Genomic DNA, 18049 nt, shown 5'->3' with positions numbered 1-18049 from the left:
TGACGATTTTTTCACCAGTAAAAAAAAGCGATGTTTTTCATTGACTTAAATTTTCGTTACAGGCACCCACTCCCGTTGAAGGAAGGATGACAGTGGGATGACAGTGCGCGCAACTAATGTGCACAAGTACCTTAGAGCCGGTTATATCGATGCGCTTTTTCGGCGCGTTTTTCCGTAAAGTCTGGGGATAAACCTGGGCAACCCGCGCAACGATTGATCCTGGCTCGATCGTCCTCTCGGATCAACGGTCGGGTTCTGGGCTATTACGGGGCGCAGGGTATGCCGGTGGCTCTTCCCATCGCTCAGCCGGGATTTGTCGGCAGGCACTCCAGCGATCTTTTTTGCGAACAGACTTCCCTTTGGCATTTCAATCCGTTAGTATCCGCGGCGTTAGTACCAAGCTGAAAGTCAATTCTGGTCGAACAAATCCCCCCGGTCCGCCTTCTCCAAGAGAAGCCTCTACCGACAAAGCGGGATCGACCACCTCGATGGTTTCCAGGTAAATCTTGCACCAACACAGCCTTTGAATCGAAAGCAAAGGGTGTTGCCAAGCTCACTTACTCTGACCGAACCAGCCTGCAAATTGATCAGGATCTTCACCCCGGGCCCAGAACCTTTGCCCTTGATGTGTTGCCTGCCCTCCTAAGTACCTACCTGCCAGCCCAAGCGCGCCAATTTATCAGCGCTTCAAACTGGCTGCTTTGTTCCAGTCGGGTTCTTCGTTCGACCAATGGTGGTCGTCGTCACTGGAACGTTTTAACTTTGCACGGTTCTTATCCGTGTCGCTTGTAGGAACACCAATTATGTCCACTCAAATCCACACTCAGGATGCCATTCGCACCCTAACCAACGCTTTTGCTCCAATGAACTGCCTGATCATGGCCGCTCGCAAAGGCTGTTTCAGCTTCACTCTGGTCAACGAACACGGCATCGCTCGTCACAGCGAACGCCTGTACCCCGATCAATACTCCAGCGCAGAACCGCTGCAGGCTGTGATCGAACGTACTCGCCAGGCACTGGTTGCCTGAGACGCCAGAAAGGCTGAAAACCTCAAAAGCCCTGCTAAAAAGCGGGGCTTTTTAATGCCCGATATTTCTCATTTCGCGGCCTACGGCTAAGCACCAACCGATATAACGGTTATAACTCGAAGCCGGAAATATTTTAAAAACAGTCCTTTACAGCGAAATAATGACACTACACTTCAACTCAAGCGGCTTGATCCGCTTCCGGCGAGACTGAATCGATCCATTGCTGCCAAGGCCCCCTTCAGGTCTCGCCGACCACTTCAGGTTTCGAGGGCTTTATGGGTATCGCTGCCAGCGAACTGTGTCGTTATGTGATCCGTCCGACGCTGATCTACCTCGGACGCCATAGCGCAACTGCCGAATCCCTGCTGCTGGGCATCGCCGCCAGTCAGTCAGCCCTTGGTTCAGCCCTGCATGACCGCCGTGGACACGGCTTGTATCGAATCGCCGAGCCCCGCCACCAGGCCCTTTGGGATCACTACCTGGCCCTGGACCCGGATCGGGCGAGCCTGGTTCGCGGCCTCGCCAGCCAGCATGCCTTTCTTAGCGGGCCGCATCTGGAATTGACCGTCAACCTGCGTTACGCCACCGCCATCGCCTGGCTGCTGGTAGAAGAACAGAACACTCCCCTCCCCGCTTCCGATGATCTCCTGGGAATGGCCCGAATCTGGCGCCAGACTTTCCAGCCCCAAGGTCGTCTGCGCGATTTCACCTACGCCTGGCACACCTGTGTTTCATCGCTGAATCAGGTCGCCTGCTGACCCACCATTTCCGAAAATCGCACAACTTGTCGCGATTCTGGTCGGATTGTCCTACAAAACCGCTCTAACTCAAGCGAAACAGGCTATAGCGCCCGGACGAAAATGTTGGTAATTTTCGCCCCGGTGATCACCAGGAGTTCTAATAATGAAAAAAGTAATGCTCAAAACCACCCTTAGCCTCGCCGTTGCCTTGGCATCCACCCAGATCTTTGCAGCTGGCTTTGCCATCAACGAACAAAGCATCAGCGGGATGGGTACAGGTTTTGCCGGGCGATCTTCTGCTGCCGACGACGCAAGCACCATTTTTGGCAACCCTGCCGGCATGTCTCGCCTCAAGCGCGAACAAGTGACCGGCGGCGCTGCACTGCTCGACGCACACACTGACATCAGCCACGCCAGCTCCAGCCCCAACAGCGGCAGCAACGATGGCGACATGGTTCCCCTCGTTGCCGTACCAATGGGCTACTACGTCAAGCCAATCGATGACCACTGGGCATTCGGCATTGGCATGTACGCCCCGTTCGGTCTGGTGACCGACTACGAAAACGGCTTTGCCGGCCGTTACTTCGGCAGCAAGAGCGACGTGAAAGTCATGACCTTGCAACCGACCGTCAGCTACGCCTTCAACGACAAGGTGTCGATCGGTTTCGGTCCGACCATCAACCGCATCGAGGGCACCCTGGAATCGAACCTGTCGATCACCCAAGCCGCGCCGGACGGCAAGGTCAAGATCAAGGGCGACGACACCGCGCTGGGCTACAACATCGGCGTACTGGTTCAAGCCACCGACAGCACGCGCGTCGGCCTGACCTACCACTCGAAAGTGAAGTACAAGCTCGAAGGTGATACCAAGGTCAACTACAACGTCCTCGCGGCCGTGGGTCAGAACCCAAGCCAGAAATACGATGCTTCGCTGGACCTGACGACGCCTGAGTCGGTCGACTTCTCGCTCACCCATCAACTGGATGACAAGTGGACCCTCTATGCAGGTAGCACCTGGACTCGCTGGAGCCGCCTGAAAGAAATCACCGTCGAAAACAAAGGCGTTCCGGGCATCCTGAATGGCCAGTTCGGCACCATCACCGAAGAACAGAACTGGCACGACACCTGGGCTCACGCCATCGGCGCGTCCTACCAGTTGAACAAGCAATGGGTACTGCGTACCGGTCTGTCCGTCGACCAGGCACCGACCAACAACGAAAACCGCTCCCCACGCATTCCGACTGGCGATCGCAAGATTTTCAGCCTGGGCGCCGGCTGGAGCCCGACCGACGACCTGACCATCGACGTGGCGTACTCGTACCTGCGCGAAGAGTCGGTCAAGGTCAACAACAGCAACAATCGTGGCCAGACCTACAACGCCACGTATGAAAACTCGGCGAACGGTTTCGGTGTAGGCGCGACCTACCGTTTCTGATGATTCACGGCGAGCTTGACTCGCTCGCCGCCTGAATTGAAAAAGCCCCGCACTCTTGTACAGAGGCGGGGCTTTTTAGTGGCTGGCGATCAAGGTTTCGAGGCGAGGGCTTTCTCCACCGCCTCGATGAACTCGGGATTATCCGGTTTGGTCAGGCTGGAAAAATTGGCAACCACTTTGCCTTGGCGATCGACCACGTACTTGTAGAAATTCCACTTCGGCGAACTGCTTTGTTCAGCAAGGACCTTGAACAAATGCGTTGCGTCATCACCGCGGACTTTCTGCGGTTCGGTCATGGTGAAAGTGACGCCGTAGTTCACGTAACAGACTTTGGCAGTCTCTGCGCCATCTTTGGATTCTTGTTTGAAATCATTGGATGGAACACCAATCACCTCAAGCCCTTGATCCTTGTAACGCTGATACAGCGCCTCAAGGCCTCTGAACTGCGGGGCAAAGCCACAGAAGCTCGCGGTATTGACCACCACCAGTGGCTTGCCGGCGAAGCGCTGGCACAGATCGATGGATTCCTTGGCACGCAGCTTGGGCAATGAGCCTAGTAACAACTCCGGGCATTCTGCCGCCTGGACCAACCCGGTAAAAGCCGTCAGCAACGCGGGGACTGCAAGCCAGCGCATCAGCATGTCGGTGCATCCTTGAACAATCGTCAGAAAACGAAATTACTCGCCTTCGCCGCTCGCTAGCAAGCTCCCATGCCCAACTGCATCAATGCCAGGCCACCCTGATGCCAGCCCCACCATGCCAGGGCCAGCAGCAGTACACCGATGGCGATTACAGCCATCCGCGGCCAGAGACTGTTCATGCTGCACTCATCCGGGTTTGCAGACGCGCCACCGGCTGCTCGCGCACCGGCCAGTTCAGGGCTGCGGCCACCAGACTCAAGAGAATCGCTACCTGCCAGATCAAGTCGTAACTCCCGGTTCGGTCATACACCACCCCACCCAACCAGCCGCCGAGGAACGAGCCGAGCTGGTGGAAGAGGAAAACGATCCCTCCGAGCATGGACAAATTTCGTACACCGAACAAGGTCGCCACCGTGCCGTTGGTCAAGGGCACCGTCGACAACCAGAGAAACCCCATGGCCATACCGAACAAATAAGCCGTGACCTGCGTGACCGGCGCCCAGAGGAACAGCACAATCACCACCGCCCGCAACAGATACAGACCGGTGAGCAGGCGCGGTTTGGACATCCGCCCGCCGAGCCAGCCTGCTGTGTAGGTACCGAATATATTGAACAGCCCGATCAGCGCCAGCACTGTGGTGCCGACAGTGGCTGGCAAGTGTTGGTCCACCAGATAGGCCGGCAGGTGCACGCCGATGAACACCACTTGAAAACCGCAGACAAAAAAGCCGAACGCCAACAACCAGAATCCTGAATGAGAACAGGCTTCGCGTAGCGCTTCAGAGAGGGTTTGCTCGTGCCCGAGGACCGGCAGCGGCTTGTCTTTGAGCATGCTCACCAGCGGCACGATCAGCGCCACCACCAGGCCCAACACCAGCAATGCCGCAGACCAGCCAAGCCAGCCGATCAACCCCAGCGTGCCGGGTAACATGGCGAATTGACCGAAAGAACCGGCAGCGCTGGCGATCCCCATGCCCATGCTGCGTTTTTCCGGCGGCACGGCACGACCGACCACGCCGAGGATCACCGAGAACGAGGTGCCGGACAGACCGATACCGATCAACAGGCCGGCGCTCAAGGACAAGGTCACCGCCGAATCGGACAGCCCCATGAACACCAGGCCCAAGGCGTACAAGACACCCCCGATCAACACCACCTTCGCGGCGCCAAAGCGGTCGGCCAGCGCACCGGTGAACGGCTGCGCCAGGCCCCAGATCAGGTTCTGCAAAGCAATGGCGAAGGCAAACACTTCGCGGCCCCAGCCAAACTCGGCGCTCATGGGCGCCAGAAACAGCCCGAAGCCATGTCGCACACCCAGGGACAACGCCAGAATCAGCGCACTCCCCAACAGAACCCAACCGCATGTACGCCACATTGATGTCATTCTTGTTCTCCGGTAGCGGGTATATACCCGCTTAAAATCGAACAAACTGGCCTCAAGCCAGTTCGTCCAGCAATTTCAGCAAGGTTTCACGCTTCTCGGCACCCAAACGATCAATCAACCGCTGCTGCGCCGCTTCCCAGGCCGGCAAGGCCGCTGCCAGACGTTCACGACCCGTTTCGGTGAGCAGGACGATGCGATTGCGCATGTCCTCGCCTTCGACCAACGTCACCAGGCCTTCGCCCTCCAACACCCGCAGATTGCGCCCGAGGGTGCTGCGATCCAGGCCCATGGCTTCGGCCAGAGACGAGATACTCGGCTGATCCAGACGCTGCAGATTGCACAGCAGAGAATACTGGGCAACGTTAATCCCGAAGCCGTCGAGGGCACCGTCGTAATGCCTGCTGACGCCACGAGCGGCGCGACGCAGGTTGGTACACAAACATTGAGAAGGAAGCATAGTGCGTGTATATACCCGCGGTTAAATGAAAGCAAGTTTCAAAAATTGCTTTGTAGAATAGATCGCCTTCGCGGGCAAGCCCGCTCCCACACAGGATGAGTGGTGTGGCGCTATTTTGTGATTAACCCGATAACCCTGTGGGAGCGGGCTTGCCCGCGAAGGCGTCAGCACATCCACCACATTATTCATGAGACCAACGCCAATCCCACCAGCACCGCCACCTCCAGCAATTCCAGCAACGCCCCCGCCGTATCGCCCGTTGTCCCGCCCAATCGCCGCACCATCACTTGCCGCAACCAGACAAACAGCACCGTCGCCAACGCAAGTGCTCCTACACCGCTGAGGCCAGCCATCAGCACACAGGCCACCGCACTGATCACCAACACCTGTTTGCCGGCCAAACGCGGCAGATGATCGGCCAGTGCCTGCCCCAATCCACCGGGACGCACGTAAGACGTGGTGAGGAATAAACCCAGTAACGCGCTGCGGCTAATCAATGGAACGATGATCAGGGCCACGCTGTGCTGCTGTTCGATCAACGCCAGCAACGCGGCAAACTTGAGCAGCAATACCAGGACCAGCGTCACCACGGCGATCGGCCCGCTACGCGGGTCTTTCATGATGGTCAGGGTGCGTTCACGGTCGCCGTAGCCACCGAGCCACGCATCGGCGCTATCGGCCAGGCCATCCAGATGCAACGCGCCGCTGAGCACAACCCAAACACTCAGCAGCAATGCGGCGTGAAGCAATAATGGCGTGCCCAGCAATAGCCAGTTCAGCCCCCACAGAATCGCGCCGAACAACAAACCGACCAGCGGATAAAACAGCAGCGACCGGCCCAGCTCCTCGGGTGTCGGCATGCCCGGCAGACGAATCGGCAGGCTGCTCAAAAATTGCAGGGCGATCCAGAATGGCAACATGGTCAGATCGCTTCCCTCAACAAGACGCCGGATTGGAGCGACAACGAGAACAGCGCGCCATGGCCGACTTCAACGTTGAGCAACTGCTCACGCGGCAATCCGCGCGCTTGAGCCAGCAACAAACGCATGACGCCACCATGGCTGATCAGCAGGATTCGCTCCCCCGCATAGGCCGTGTGCAGCCGCTCGATGGCCGCCAACACTCGCGCAGAAAAATCCGCCACCGGCTCACCGTCAGGCGGCGTGAATGAATAGGGATCGGCCCAGAACAAGCCCAACGCCTCGGCACTGGTTTCCATCAACGCCGCCGCGCTCTGCCCTTCCCAGGCGCCAAAGTGCAGCTCTTGCAGATCCTTATCCAGCTGCACCGGCAAACCCAGTTGCGCCCCAAGCTCTTCAGCAAAACGCGCACAACGCTGCAACGGCGAACTGACCAGTCGATCCCAGGGTCCCTGCTCGATCACCGCGGTGCGCATTTGCTCCCAGCCTTTATCGGTCAGCGCATCGTCGAGGCTGCCGCGCAAACCGCCGCCGAGTTCAGTTTCGCCGTGCCGCAACAGGTCCAGGCGCAAGGTCATGCCGGGCGATCCGCCACCGCGGCTTCGGCGAATGTCGCCATCTGCCCGTGCAGGTCGCAGGCCAGACGCAGCAATGGCACGGCCAATGCCGCGCCACTGCCCTCGCCCAGTCGCAGACCGAGGTCCAGCAACGGTTCGGCGTTCAGGGTTTCTAGCACATGGCGATGACCCGGCTCGGCGCCGCGATGACCGAACAGCAACCACTCACGGCAGGCCGGATTCAAACGCACCGCCACTAACGCAGCGACGCTACAAATAAACCCGTCGACCAACACCGCGATACCTTCCTGAGCACAGGCCAGGTAGGCGCCGACCAGCGCAGCGATTTCGAATCCGCCGAGGTTGAACAAGGTCTGCAGCGCATCGCTACGCTGAACGCCATGCAACGCCAAGGCGCGCTCGATGACTTGGGCTTTATGGATGACACCCGCCGCGTTCAAACCGGTGCCTGGCCCGGCCAGATGCACCACCGGGCAATCGAGCAACGCACAGGCCAACGCACTGGCCGCGGTGGTGTTGCCGATGCCCATTTCGCCACCGATGAACAACTGTGCGCCGGCTGCGATAGCGCGCAGCGCACTGTCGCGGCCGGCCTGCAGGGCGAGTTCGCCCTGGGCCTGGGTCATCGCCGGCCCCTGGACGAAATTCGCCGTACCCGGACCGATATTCAGGTGACGCACACCCGGCAGATTCAACGACGGCGTGACGGTGCCGAGGTCGACAACTTCCAGGGAAGCGCCCAACTGCCGCGCCAACACGCTGATCGCCGCGCCGCCGCTGACAAAGTTGTGCAGCATCTGCCCGGTGACTTCCTGCGGAAACGCCGACACGCCTTCGGCGACCACACCATGGTCACCGGCAAAAATCGTGATCCACAGCTGATCGAGCGTCGGCTTGACCTGCCCCTGCAACCCGGCCAATTGCACCGCTACCGATTCGAGCTGGCCGAGCGAGCCGGCAGGCTTGGTCAGTTGCTGTTGACGCGCCTGCGCCTGCTCGACTGCTTGCGCGTCGATTGGCTTGCACGGGTTCAGCCACCAGGAGTGAGTCATAACGCAGTTCCTTTCAAAGTCAGGGGCAGGCCGGCGACGGTCAGGACAACTCGCAGACAGCGCTCGGCCAAGGCTTGATGCAGCCAACCGGCTTCATCGACATAACGGCGAGTCAACTCGCCCAGCGGTACGACACCCATCCCGGTCTCGTTGCTGACAAAAATGATTTCACCCGGCAACGATGCCAGGCAGTCCAGCAGGGCTTCGCGTTCGGCCGACAGACGCTCGGCGTTGTCGAGCATCAGTAGATTGGTCAGCCACAGCGTCAGGCAGTCCACCAGCAAGCAACGATCGGCACTGGCGTTTTCGCGCAGCACGCGGGCCAGTTCCAGCGGCTCTTCGATCAACGCCCATTCGGCTGGACGACGGGCGCGATGATGGGCCACCCGTTCGTTCATTTCACCGTCCAGGGGTTGGCTGGTGGCGATGTAAGTGACTTGGAGTTGACTGTCTGTCGCCAGTTTTTCAGCCAGGCGACTTTTGCCAGAGCGGGCGCCGCCGAGGATCAGTTGCAGCATGGTTTATTCCTTAAAATCTTCGGTGTCGGGACGGGCCTCATCGCGGGCAAGCCCGCTCCCACAAGGATCGAGGCTGTTCACAGATTTCTGTCCACCCGCGGAACCTGTGGGAGCGGGCTTGCCCGCGATGAGGCCTGTGCAGCCACCTCAAATCCCACAGAGCTCACGCAGCAACGAAGTATCCAAATGCTTCTCCACCAGATCCGCCAACCGCTCGATATCGCGCTCACGCAAGGCGTGGTAATCCACCGCCTGCACATCCTGCAAACCAGCCCAGCGCAACAGCGCACTGCACGCTGCCGGTGACTCGAACAAGCCATGCAGATACGTGCCGAAAATCTGCCCATCGACACTTTGCGCGCCATCGCAGCGACCATCGTCGAGCTGCACCGCGGCATTTTCCAGGGCTGGCCCGGTGGTCACCCCGGCATGAATTTCATAGCCACTGACCTCTGCATCTTCCAGCACCAGACGCCCACGTACATTGCGCAACTGCTTCTCTTCTTCGAGCTGCGTTTCGAACGCCAACAAGCCCAAACCGGCACTGGAGCCCGGTGCTCCTTCGAGGCCCAGCGGGTCGTGCACCTGCTCGCCGAGCATTTGCAGACCGCCGCAGATTCCCAGCACTTTTCCACCGTAGCGCAAGTGCCGCGAAATAGCCGTGTCCCAGCCGTTGGCCCGCAGGTACGTGAGGTCGCTGCGCACGCTTTTCGAGCCGGGAAGAATGATCAGGTCGGCCGGCGGAATCGCCTGACCGGGGCCGATGAATTGCAGATCCACTTGCGGATGCAGGCGCAGCGGATCGAAATCGGTGTGGTTGCTGATGCGCGGAAGTACTGGCACCACCACGTTGAGTACTTGATCGGCCTTGTCGGTCTGACGCTGATCGAGACCGTCCTCGGCCTCAAGATGCAGGTCCATTACATACGGCAAGACGCCTATCACCGGTTTGCCGGTGCGTGCTTCAAGCCAGTCCAGCCCCGGTTGCAGCAAGGCGATGTCGCCGCGAAAACGGTTGATGATGAAGCCTTTGACCCGCGCCTGTTCGCTGGGCGACAGCAGCTCCAGCGTACCGACCAAATGCGCGAAAACGCCACCGCGATTGATGTCGGCAATCAGCACGACCGGGCAGTCCACCGCCTCGGCAAACCCCATGTTGGCGATGTCGCCGGCGCGCAGATTGATCTCGGCTGGCGAGCCCGCCCCTTCGACCATCACCACTGGATACGCCGCGCTCAAGCGTTCATGAGAAGCCAGCACCGCTTGCATCGCGATGGCCTTGTAGTCGTGATAGGCGACGGCATTCATGGTGGTGACCGCTCGCCCATGAATGATCACTTGAGCGCCGGTATCGCTATTGGGCTTGAGCAGCACCGGGTTCATGTCGGTGTGCGGTTCGAGGTTGGCGGCCTGGGCCTGCACCGCTTGAGCACGGCCAATCTCGCCACCGTCAGCAGTCACCGCGCTGTTGAGGGCCATGTTCTGCGGCTTGAACGGCACGACACTCACACCCTGACGCGTGACCCAGCGACACAGCGCCGTCACCAGCGTGCTTTTACCGGCGTCGGACGTGGTGCCCTGCACCATTAAAGTGGCGCCCTGCACCTTCAATGTAGTCATTGCACTTCCTTGACACAGGCTTCAAGCGCTTGCTCGAGACGCAGCCAATCCGCTTCATCGGCGGGCAAGCCAAACCGCACGCTGCTGGTGTGGGTGAACAACCGCAGCAGAATGCCGCGCCGGGCCATGAATTCATGCAGCGCTTCGGCGCGCTCGGTGATCAGCCATTGGAACAATGCGCAGCCGCCCTGAGGCTTGAAACCATACTGCTCAAGCAGCAACGCCAGACGTTCGCCGGCTTCGTCAGTGCGAACGCGCTGTCGCGTGTGCCCCTCGGTATCCGTCAAGCACGCCTGGCCGAGCACGCGGGTCGGTCCGCTCACCGCCCAAGGTCCGACCTGTTCTGCCAGCAGCTTGAGCAACTTGCGTTCGGCCAATACAAACCCCAGCCGCACCCCGGCCAGGCCGAAAAATTTGCCAAAGGAGCGCAGCACGATCAAGCCGATCTGATGGGTGAACGGCGCCAGGCTCAAATGCGGGGTGTTGTCCATGAATGCCTCATCCACCACCAGCCAGCCACCGCGCTGAGCCAGCCGCGAATGCCAATCCAGCAGGCGAGCCGGGGTCAGGCTCAACCCCGTGGGATTGTTCGGGTTGACCACCACCAGCACGTCGAGGCTGTCGAGAAAGAAATCGACTTCCGACTCCAACACTTCACGCACGATGTAACCGTTGCGACGCCAGGCTTCGGCGTGTTCGGCGTAACACGGCGACAGCACGCCGACCTTGCCGGCCCGGCGCAAACGCGGCAGCAACTGGATCGCCATTTGCGACCCGGCCACCGGCAACACTTGGGCCGCACCGTAATAGTCGCAGGCGGCCTGCTCCAGGCCATCATCGGTTTCCGGCAACCGCGCCCAGGCCCGCAGCGGGATGTCCGGGACCGCGAATGGCCAAGGCGCCAGGCCACTGGACAGGTCGAGCCAATCGGCTTCGGCAATGCCGTATTCAAGCGCCGCCTTGCGCAAGCGACCACCGTGCTCAAGCATAGAACTCAGCCCCCACGCAAAGAATCAGCAGCCATAACCATACCCCGCGCTGGACCAATTGCCAGCCACGGTCGATAGAATCGGCATCCGCCGGCACGCCTTCGCCCAACTTCGGACGCTGATGCAGTTCACCGTGATAGATCGCCGCACCGCCTAACTCGACGCCCAGCGCACCGGCACCGGCCGCCATCACCGGCCCGGCATTCGGGCTGTCCCAGGTCGGGCCCTGGGTACGCCAGCACTTCAGCGCCAGTCGGGTTTTGCCCAGCAGCGCGTAGGTCAACGCCACCAGGCGTGCGGGAATGTAGTTCAAAACATCATCGATCTTCGCCGCCGCCCAACCGAAACGCTCAAAGCGTTCGTTGCGATAACCCCACATCGCATCGAGCGTGTTGCTCAGACGATAGAGCACCACGCCGGGCGCACCCGCCACGGCAAACCAGAACAGCGCGGCGAATACCGCATCGCTGCCGTTCTCCAGCACCGATTCGGTGGCGGCGCGGGCGACTTCGGTTTCATCCAGCTCGCTGGTCTGACGGCTGACCAGATAGCCGACGCGGTTGCGCGCCTCGATCAGATCATCACTGCGCAGGGCCTTGGCCACCGGCTCGACATGCTCGCCGAGACTGCGCATGCCGAGGGCACAATAGAGCACGAGAATCTCGACGATCCAGCCCACGTAAGGCGCCCAGGAAAGTGCGGTGGCCAGCAAAGTCAGCGGCACGACCGCCATCACCCAGGCCGTAACGCCATGACTGCGCCAGCCGCGGCCACCGGAGTTGAAACGTTGCTCGATGCGATCGGCAAAACGACCGAACGCCACCAGCGGATGCCAGCGCTTGGGTTCACCCAGCAGCGCATCCAGCGCGACCGCGGCGACACTCAACAACGCCACACTCATTGACTCACTCCCCAATAATTTTCATACAGCAACTCGCTGAGTGGGCGCGCTTGCGCCCAGCCTTCGAGTACCAACATCGGCGCCGGATAGAATGCCTCGACCGGCCCCAGACAAAGAATGGCCAAAGGCTTGGCCCCGCTCGGTAAACCTAGCAAGTCCGCCAGCGCTTGCGGCTCGAACAATGACACCCAGCCCATGCCCAGGCCTTCGGCGCGGGACGCGAGCCAAAGGTTCTGGATGGCGCAAGACAATGAGGCCATGTCCATTTCCGGCAGCGTACGACGGCCGAAGATATGCCGTTCGCGATCGTCCATCAGCGCGGCGACCAGCACCTCGGCGCAGTCGTTGATGCCTTCGACCTTGAGCTTCATGAATTCGTCGGAACGCTCGCCGAGGGCTTCGGCAGTGCGGATGCGTTCTTCTTCCACCAGCTGCTGGATCTTGCCGCGCAGTGCCCGGTCGCTGATACGGATGAAACGCCAGGGCTGCATCAGGCCGACACTCGGCGCTTGGTGCGCGGCTTCGAGCAGACGACGTAGTAGCTCGGGTTCGACGGTGCCGCCGCTGAAATGCCGCATGTCGCGGCGTTCGGCGATGGCTCGGTAAACTGCGTCGCGTTCGGCCTGGCTGAATGCGTTGTCCGTCATGGCCTCTTCGCGGGCAAGCCCGCTCCCACAGGGTTTAGGTGATCCAATGTGGGAGCGAGCCTGCTCGCGATGGCGGCCTCACGATCAGGCACAAACAGCGCTGCAATCGCCGATGGATTGGACGGAAAATAAAAATGCACATAAGAGGCCGTCATCCGCCCCTCACGATAAACCGCCTCCGCCCCTCGCCCGCCATTCGGGCTCAAACCTCGAGCAATTGGCTCAAGTTCAGTGCTGGTCAACGAGTGGTGATAGGTGTGCCCACGCAGCAAACCTTCCGGCAATTCGACCGCCTGCAAGGCCAACGCGGCAAGACGCTTCTGCATCACCGCATCACCGGCCAGCAGGCCAACCAGTTCAGCGCGAGTGCCCTCGACATCGGTCAAGGAATCCAGCAGATACAGCATGCCGCCACACTCGGCCAACAACGGTTTGCCCGCCGCGTGATGAGCGCGGATCGCGGTCAGCATCGGCGTGTTTTGTGACAACGCCACATGGTGCAGTTCGGGGTAACCGCCGGGCAGATAAAGGCTGTCTGCCTGCGGCAATTCGGTGTCGCGGATCGGCGAAAAGAAAGACAATTCGGCGCCCATGGCCCGCAGCAGATCCAGACTCGCGCCGTAGGTAAATGCGAAAGCTTCGTCCCGGGCCACGGCAATTCGCACACCGGCCAGCAACGGTTCGGCTGCAATCATTTCAGGCGCGGCGAATTCCACGGCCGGCGGTAGAGCCACATCGCAACTGCTGGCCAAGGAGTCGGCCGCCGCATCGAGACGCAGGTCGAGATCATTCAATTCACTGGCCTGAACCAGGCCGAGATGCCGACTCGGCAATTCGATCCCGGTCTCCCGGGACAACGCTCCGTACCAACGCAAGCCTTCAGTCAGGCTGCCTTCGAGTAACTGCGCATGCCGCACGGTGCCGACCCGGTTGGCCAGCACACCGGCAAACGGCAAGTCCGGCTGATAACGCGCAAGGCCCAATGCTAGCGCGCCAAACGTCTGCGCCATGGCGGTGCCGTCGATCACGCCGAGCACCGGCACACCGAAGTGCCGCGCCAGATCGGCGCTGGACGGCGTACCGTCGAACAGCCCCATGACGCCTTCGATGAGGATCAGGTCGGCATCGCCAGCGGCCTCCCACAATAGACGCCGACTTTCCTGCTCGCCGACCATCCACATGTCGAGTTGATAAACCGGTGCACCGCTGGCGCGCTCGAGAATCATCGGGTCGAGAAAGTCCGGGCCGCATTTGAACACGCGAACCTTGCGCCCCTGATTGCGATGCAAACGGGCGAGCGCGGCGGTGACGGTGGTCTTGCCCTGACCGGAGGCCGGCGCGGCGATCAGTACCGCCGGGCATTGACGATGGCTATTCATAAAGTGCTGTTCACAACTCGACGCCTTTTTGCGCTTTGATTCCGGCCTGGAAGGCGTGCTTGATCATGCCCATTTCAGTGACGGTGTCGGCCAGTTCGATCATCTCCGGTTTGGCGCCACGACCGGTGACCACCACGTGCTGCATCGGCGGACGGGCCTGCAAGTCGCTGAGCACCTGATCGAGATCGAGGTAGCCGTGCTTGAGGGCGATGTTCAATTCATCAAGCACCACCAGGCCAATGGCCGGATCACGCAGCAATTCGCGGGACACCGCCCAAGCGGCTTCGGCGGCGGCAATGTCGCGCTGGCGATCCTGGGTTTCCCAGGTGAAGCCCTCGCCCATCACATGAAAACGCACCTGCTCCGGGAAGCGCCGGAAGAACAACTCCTCGCCGGTGCTGGTGCGCCCCTTGATGAACTGCACCACGCCGCACTGCATACCGTGGCCCATGGACCGCGCAAGCATGCCGAACGCCGAGCTGCTTTTGCCTTTGCCGTTGCCGGAGAGCACCAGCAGCAAACCGCATTCATTCGGCGAGTTGGCGATGCGTTCGTCGATCACCGCTTTTTTGCGCAGCATGCGCGCCAGGTGGCGTTCGTCACGATCGGGGGTATCAGTCATGGGGGAGCTCTCCGTTGAGGCTGGATAACGGCGGGCAGGCACAAGAATAGACGGCAAGAAGCCTGGCATCGCCCACCGTGATGCCGTTGGATGAATCAGGCCGGTCTCCGGGCTCATGAGCGGCTTGCGCCTGATTGCGCGCCTTCCCATGTCAGCACTAGACACAGTGGCTCAAGGCGCAGTCTTCACTCATTTACCGTTGCGGGGGCAGCGCCGGGATCGTGATCATTCTTCGCTGGAAGAAATTCACTCACCGGTTTCCCTGTTTCACTCTGTCGACCAAGGTCACAGAGCACCTGAAACAAGCCGCGAAGGTTAGAGGGTTGGGGATGGAGCGTCAATTAAAGCCGGGTCGCCGCTGAGCGAATAACTGCCGTCGATCAATTAACTGACGCCAATCTTGTGCCACACTGCCAGCAGTGATATCAAAGAGCCACAACCTGACAACACAATAATAAGGGTGAGCCACATGCAAGGCATGATCATCAGCAATCCGAAGCTGCAATTCCTGCGGCCGGTGCTGGAACGCTGGTTTGACTGTATCGACCGCTACAACGCCGTGCGCGGCGATAACGATACACCTTACTGGTACGACGAAAACGCCAACCTGGGCCTGCTCTCCGCTGCGGCCTGGATGGCAGAAATGGTCACGCTGCAACAAACGTCGACGCGCAAACAGACCGAAGAAGGCGAACGCAACGCCCGCGCCGATCTGTTTATCGCCAGCAGCGAAGAACGCGCATATCTCCAGGCCACCCAGCGCTGGCCGCGAGTCAATAGCCTGAACCTGACCCAGGCACTGGCGGACATCACCAGTGACGCGAAGCGAATCAGCTACGCCAGCGATCTGAAACTCGGTTGTCTGTTTGTCGCGCCACAAAAAGCCCAACACAGCGCCACCCCGGAAGAACTCCAGGACATGGTCGATGACCTGCAAAAGGAACACACCTGCGCCGTGGCCTGGTATTTCCCTTACGCCTACCGCAAGTTGCGTAATGAAGCCGGCAACTATCATCCAGGGATCGCCGTATTGTTCAAGGAAGCTCGCGGCTGACGGGTTGAACCATCGAACGTCTACGCTTCTCTATGATTACGTCAATGCATTCATAGGGAAGATCAGTAATGCACAAACCCCAGCTCGTTTTCATCATCGCGCTCGCCGGAGGGCTCGCCGCCTGTGGTGAAACCTCCAGCCTGCAAGTCTCGGACGGAACCGGACCGTCGCCCAAGCTGCCAGAGCCGAATAAAACCCTGATCCCGACGGTGAACATCGCCCCGGCGATCGGCTGGCCTGAAGGCAAGAAACCCGTCACCGCGGCCGGGACTCAAGTGGCGGCGTTTGCCGAAGGCCTCGATCATCCGCGCTGGCTCTATGTGCTGCCCAACGGCGATGTGCTGGTGGCCGAAACCAACGCACCGCCCAAACCCGATGACGGCACAGGCATTCGCGGCTGGGTCATGGGCAAAGTCATGGGTCGCGCCGGCGCCGGCGTCCCCAGCCCGAACCGCATCACCCTGCTGCGGGACAAGGACCACGACGGCGTCGCCGAAACCCGCACGGTGTTTCTGGAAAACCTTAACTCGCCGTTCGGCATGACCCTGGTCGGCAATGACCTGTACGTCGCCGACACTGATCGCCTGCTGCGTTTCCACTACGAAGATGGCGAGACGGCGATCAAGTCGCAGCCGATCAAGGTGGTCGATCTGCCGGGCGGCACGCTGAATCACCACTGGACCAAAAACGTCATCGCCAGCAAGGATGGCAGCAAGCTGTACGTCACCGTGGGCTCAAACAGCAACGTCGGTGAAAACGGCATGGATCAGGAGGAAGGACGCGCGGCGATCTGGGAAGTGGATCGCGCCACCGGCAACCATCGGATCTTCGCCTCGGGGATTCGTAATCCAAACGGTCTGGCCTGGGAGCCTCAGAGCGGCGCACTGTGGACCGCCGTCAACGAGCGTGACGAAATCGGCAGCGACCTGGTGCCGGACTACATCACATCCGTGAAGGACGGCGGGTTCTACGGTTGGCCTTATAGCTATTACGGCCAGCACGTCGACATTCGCGTCGAGCCGCAAAACCCTGAGCTGGTGGCCAAGGCCATTGCGCCAGATTACGCGGTGGGGCCACACACCGCATCACTGGGCCTGACCTTCGCCGAAGGCAGCAAGTTGCCCGCGCCGTTCACTCAAGGTGCCTTCATCGGCCAGCACGGCTCGTGGAACCGCAAACCGCACAGTGGCTACAAAGTGATTTTCGTGCCGTTCAGCGCCGGCAAACCGACCGGGCAACCAGTGGATGTGCTCACTGGTTTCCTCAATGACGAGGAAAAAGCCATGGGCCGGCCGGTGGGCGTGGTGATTGATCAGCAAGGAGGCTTGCTGGTGGCGGATGATGTGGGGAACAAGGTGTGGCGCGTTAGCGCGGCTAAATAATGTTATTACTGCAAGACGAAAACCCTGTGGGAGCGGGCTTGCCCGCGATAGCGGCAGCCCAGACTACATCGATGTTGAATGTGCCGCCGTCTTCGCGGGCAAGCCCGCTCCCACAGGGGATCAGCGTTTACAACAGAGGGTGAGACCTGGTCATGACAACCTGCACTACGGATTATGTGCCAAGTGCTCGGGTTGCAAGACACGCTTGGCGCTCAGATAGGCTCTCTGCCAGTAAGCTTTGGACAAGCTGTCCAGCTTGACCGTGCCGCCAGTGGCTGGCGCGTGGACGAAGCGGCCTTCGCCGACGTAGATCCCGGCATGGCTGACCTGGGAGCCTCCATTGGTGGCGAAGAAAATCAGGTCACCGGTTTGCAGGCCTTCCTTGCCGATATTGGGGGCCTGCATGCCGATCATCTCGCGGGTGGAGCGCGGCAAGGAAATGCCTGCGACATCGCGATACACGTAACCGATCAGACCGCTGCAATCGAACCCGGAATCCGGCGTGTTGCCACCCCAACGATAAGGCGTTCCCACCAGACCCAGCGCGCGAAACAGCACGTCTTCTGCCGCAGGGGAAAAGGCTTGGGAAGGACCGAAAACAATTGGAGCGCGGACCACCGGCGCAGGTGGCGGTGTGCGGCTGGCGCAGGCGCTGAGCAGCGCTGCGAAGAACATGAGTGCGAGGCGGGCCGACATCGTCAT

General features: G+C 60.3%; 20 protein-coding genes and 1 riboswitch. Of the genes, 5 read left to right on the top strand and 15 right to left on the bottom strand.

The genetic code is table 11. The annotated features are described in order from the left end of the window. Positions 1-803: 803 nt before the first annotated feature. The 3 genes from AB3226_RS23430 (at position 804) to AB3226_RS23420 (ending at position 3203) form a co-directional block, all read left to right on the top strand. Positions 804-1028: a hypothetical protein gene (locus AB3226_RS23430; RefSeq protein WP_007898912.1), complete on the top strand. Its 225-nt coding sequence runs from the start codon at positions 804-806 to the stop codon at positions 1026-1028. A gap of 275 nt (positions 1029-1303) precedes the next feature. Next, complete coding sequence (locus tag AB3226_RS23425) at positions 1304-1786, top strand: hypothetical protein (protein WP_367374810.1); 483 nt, start codon at positions 1304-1306, stop codon at positions 1784-1786. A 145-nt stretch (positions 1787-1931) separates the two neighbouring features. Beyond that, entirely contained in the window at positions 1932-3203 is a 1272-nt protein-coding gene (locus tag AB3226_RS23420; protein ID WP_367374809.1) for an OmpP1/FadL family transporter, read from the top strand. An 89-nt stretch (positions 3204-3292) separates the two neighbouring features. Here the strand turns inward: AB3226_RS23420 and AB3226_RS23415 are convergent, their stop codons facing one another. From AB3226_RS23415 to cobO, 14 genes are all read right to left on the bottom strand, one after another. Next, complete coding sequence (locus AB3226_RS23415) at positions 3293-3844, bottom strand: glutathione peroxidase (RefSeq protein WP_367374808.1); 552 nt, start codon at positions 3842-3844, stop codon at positions 3293-3295. Positions 3845-3900: 56 nt separating this feature from the next. Beyond that, positions 3901-4023 carry a hypothetical protein gene (locus AB3226_RS23410; RefSeq protein WP_007898919.1) on the bottom strand — a complete coding sequence of 41 codons (123 nt, stop codon included), beginning with the start codon at positions 4021-4023 and terminating at the stop codon, positions 3901-3903. After that, positions 4020-5228: an MFS transporter gene (locus AB3226_RS23405; RefSeq protein WP_367374807.1), complete on the bottom strand. Its 1209-nt coding sequence runs from the start codon at positions 5226-5228 to the stop codon at positions 4020-4022. The genes AB3226_RS23410 and AB3226_RS23405 overlap by 4 nt, the downstream gene beginning before the upstream one ends. A 52-nt stretch (positions 5229-5280) precedes the next feature. Further along, positions 5281-5685 carry a MarR family winged helix-turn-helix transcriptional regulator gene (locus AB3226_RS23400; RefSeq protein ID WP_048394362.1) on the bottom strand — a complete coding sequence of 135 codons (405 nt, stop codon included), beginning with the start codon at positions 5683-5685 and terminating at the stop codon, positions 5281-5283. A gap of 185 nt (positions 5686-5870) precedes the next feature. Beyond that, positions 5871-6605 carry an adenosylcobinamide-GDP ribazoletransferase gene (locus tag AB3226_RS23395; protein WP_367374806.1) on the bottom strand — a complete coding sequence of 245 codons (735 nt, stop codon included), beginning with the start codon at positions 6603-6605 and terminating at the stop codon, positions 5871-5873. Between the two features lie 2 nt (positions 6606-6607). Continuing rightward, entirely contained in the window at positions 6608-7183 is a 576-nt protein-coding gene (gene cobC, locus AB3226_RS23390) for an alpha-ribazole phosphatase family protein (RefSeq protein ID WP_367374805.1), read from the bottom strand. Continuing rightward, complete coding sequence (gene cobT, locus AB3226_RS23385; RefSeq protein ID WP_367374804.1) at positions 7180-8235, bottom strand: nicotinate-nucleotide--dimethylbenzimidazole phosphoribosyltransferase; 1056 nt, start codon at positions 8233-8235, stop codon at positions 7180-7182. The genes cobC and cobT overlap by 4 nt, the downstream gene beginning before the upstream one ends. Then, positions 8232-8753 (bottom strand): bifunctional adenosylcobinamide kinase/adenosylcobinamide-phosphate guanylyltransferase, encoded by a 522-nt coding sequence (cobU, locus tag AB3226_RS23380; protein ID WP_367374803.1) that lies wholly within the window; start codon positions 8751-8753, stop codon positions 8232-8234. Before cobU ends, cobT begins: the two co-directional genes overlap by 4 nt. 147 nt (positions 8754-8900) lie before the next feature. Beyond that, positions 8901-10364, bottom strand: coding sequence for a cobyric acid synthase (locus AB3226_RS23375; RefSeq protein WP_367375835.1), 1464 nt, complete (start codon positions 10362-10364; stop codon positions 8901-8903). Between the two features lie 5 nt (positions 10365-10369). After that, complete coding sequence (gene cobD / locus AB3226_RS23370) at positions 10370-11362, bottom strand: threonine-phosphate decarboxylase CobD (protein WP_367374802.1); 993 nt, start codon at positions 11360-11362, stop codon at positions 10370-10372. Then, entirely contained in the window at positions 11355-12263 is a 909-nt protein-coding gene (cbiB, locus tag AB3226_RS23365; protein ID WP_367374801.1) for an adenosylcobinamide-phosphate synthase CbiB, read from the bottom strand. The genes cobD and cbiB overlap by 8 nt, the downstream gene beginning before the upstream one ends. Then, entirely contained in the window at positions 12260-12910 is a 651-nt protein-coding gene (gene bluB, locus AB3226_RS23360) for a 5,6-dimethylbenzimidazole synthase (protein ID WP_367374800.1), read from the bottom strand. Before bluB ends, cbiB begins: the two co-directional genes overlap by 4 nt. Next, positions 12907-14289, bottom strand: a complete 1383-nt coding sequence (locus tag AB3226_RS23355; protein ID WP_367374799.1) for a cobyrinate a,c-diamide synthase — start codon at positions 14287-14289, stop codon at positions 12907-12909. Before AB3226_RS23355 ends, bluB begins: the two co-directional genes overlap by 4 nt. A 10-nt stretch (positions 14290-14299) precedes the next feature. Next, complete coding sequence (gene cobO / locus AB3226_RS23350; RefSeq protein ID WP_008071512.1) at positions 14300-14911, bottom strand: cob(I)yrinic acid a,c-diamide adenosyltransferase; 612 nt, start codon at positions 14909-14911, stop codon at positions 14300-14302. 80 nt (positions 14912-14991) lie between these two features. Continuing rightward, positions 14992-15226, bottom strand: a riboswitch (cobalamin riboswitch). 154 nt (positions 15227-15380) lie between these two features. Here cobO and AB3226_RS23345 point away from each other — a divergent pair. Further along, on the top strand, positions 15381-15965 hold the full coding sequence (locus AB3226_RS23345) for a hypothetical protein (protein ID WP_367374798.1): 585 nt from the start codon (positions 15381-15383) through the stop codon (positions 15963-15965). Positions 15966-16033: 68 nt separating this feature from the next. Then, positions 16034-17347 (top strand): sorbosone dehydrogenase family protein, encoded by a 1314-nt coding sequence (locus AB3226_RS23340; RefSeq protein WP_367374797.1) that lies wholly within the window; start codon positions 16034-16036, stop codon positions 17345-17347. A gap of 165 nt (positions 17348-17512) precedes the next feature. Here AB3226_RS23340 and AB3226_RS23335 read toward each other — a convergent pair whose 3' ends face one another. Continuing rightward, positions 17513-18049, bottom strand: a complete 537-nt coding sequence (locus AB3226_RS23335; protein WP_367374796.1) for a C40 family peptidase — start codon at positions 18047-18049, stop codon at positions 17513-17515.

Source organism: Pseudomonas lini (assembly GCF_964063345.1).
In the GTDB taxonomy this organism is placed as follows: Bacteria; Pseudomonadota; Gammaproteobacteria; order Pseudomonadales; family Pseudomonadaceae; genus Aquipseudomonas; species Aquipseudomonas lini_B.
This window is presented reverse-complemented; position numbering and strand designations above follow the sequence as displayed.

Bases quoted from the DNA above. Each gene is read 5' to 3' on its own strand.
- AB3226_RS23430 (WP_007898912.1), top strand. From the start codon at position 804: ATGTCCACTCAAATCCACACTCAGGATGCCATTCGCACCCTAACCAAC.
- AB3226_RS23425 (WP_367374810.1), top strand. From the start codon at position 1,304: ATGGGTATCGCTGCCAGCGAACTGTGTCGTTATGTGATCCGTCCGACG.
- AB3226_RS23420 (WP_367374809.1), top strand. From the start codon at position 1,932: ATGAAAAAAGTAATGCTCAAAACCACCCTTAGCCTCGCCGTTGCCTTG.
- AB3226_RS23415 (WP_367374808.1), bottom strand. From the start codon at position 3,844: ATGCTGATGCGCTGGCTTGCAGTCCCCGCGTTGCTGACGGCTTTTACC.
- AB3226_RS23410 (WP_007898919.1), bottom strand. From the start codon at position 4,023: ATGAACAGTCTCTGGCCGCGGATGGCTGTAATCGCCATCGGTGTACTG.
- AB3226_RS23405 (WP_367374807.1), bottom strand. From the start codon at position 5,228: ATGACATCAATGTGGCGTACATGCGGTTGGGTTCTGTTGGGGAGTGCG.
- AB3226_RS23400 (WP_048394362.1), bottom strand. From the start codon at position 5,685: ATGCTTCCTTCTCAATGTTTGTGTACCAACCTGCGTCGCGCCGCTCGT.
- AB3226_RS23395 (WP_367374806.1), bottom strand. From the start codon at position 6,605: ATGTTGCCATTCTGGATCGCCCTGCAATTTTTGAGCAGCCTGCCGATT.
- cobC (WP_367374805.1), bottom strand. From the start codon at position 7,183: ATGACCTTGCGCCTGGACCTGTTGCGGCACGGCGAAACTGAACTCGGC.
- cobT (WP_367374804.1), bottom strand. From the start codon at position 8,235: ATGACTCACTCCTGGTGGCTGAACCCGTGCAAGCCAATCGACGCGCAA.
- cobU (WP_367374803.1), bottom strand. From the start codon at position 8,753: ATGCTGCAACTGATCCTCGGCGGCGCCCGCTCTGGCAAAAGTCGCCTG.
- cobD (WP_367374802.1), bottom strand. From the start codon at position 11,362: ATGCTTGAGCACGGTGGTCGCTTGCGCAAGGCGGCGCTTGAATACGGC.
- cbiB (WP_367374801.1), bottom strand. From the start codon at position 12,263: ATGAGTGTGGCGTTGTTGAGTGTCGCCGCGGTCGCGCTGGATGCGCTG.
- bluB (WP_367374800.1), bottom strand. From the start codon at position 12,910: ATGACGGACAACGCATTCAGCCAGGCCGAACGCGACGCAGTTTACCGA.
- AB3226_RS23355 (WP_367374799.1), bottom strand. From the start codon at position 14,289: ATGAATAGCCATCGTCAATGCCCGGCGGTACTGATCGCCGCGCCGGCC.
- cobO (WP_008071512.1), bottom strand. From the start codon at position 14,911: ATGACTGATACCCCCGATCGTGACGAACGCCACCTGGCGCGCATGCTG.
- AB3226_RS23345 (WP_367374798.1), top strand. From the start codon at position 15,381: ATGCAAGGCATGATCATCAGCAATCCGAAGCTGCAATTCCTGCGGCCG.
- AB3226_RS23340 (WP_367374797.1), top strand. From the start codon at position 16,034: ATGCACAAACCCCAGCTCGTTTTCATCATCGCGCTCGCCGGAGGGCTC.
- AB3226_RS23335 (WP_367374796.1), bottom strand. From the start codon at position 18,049: ATGACGATGTCGGCCCGCCTCGCACTCATGTTCTTCGCAGCGCTGCTC.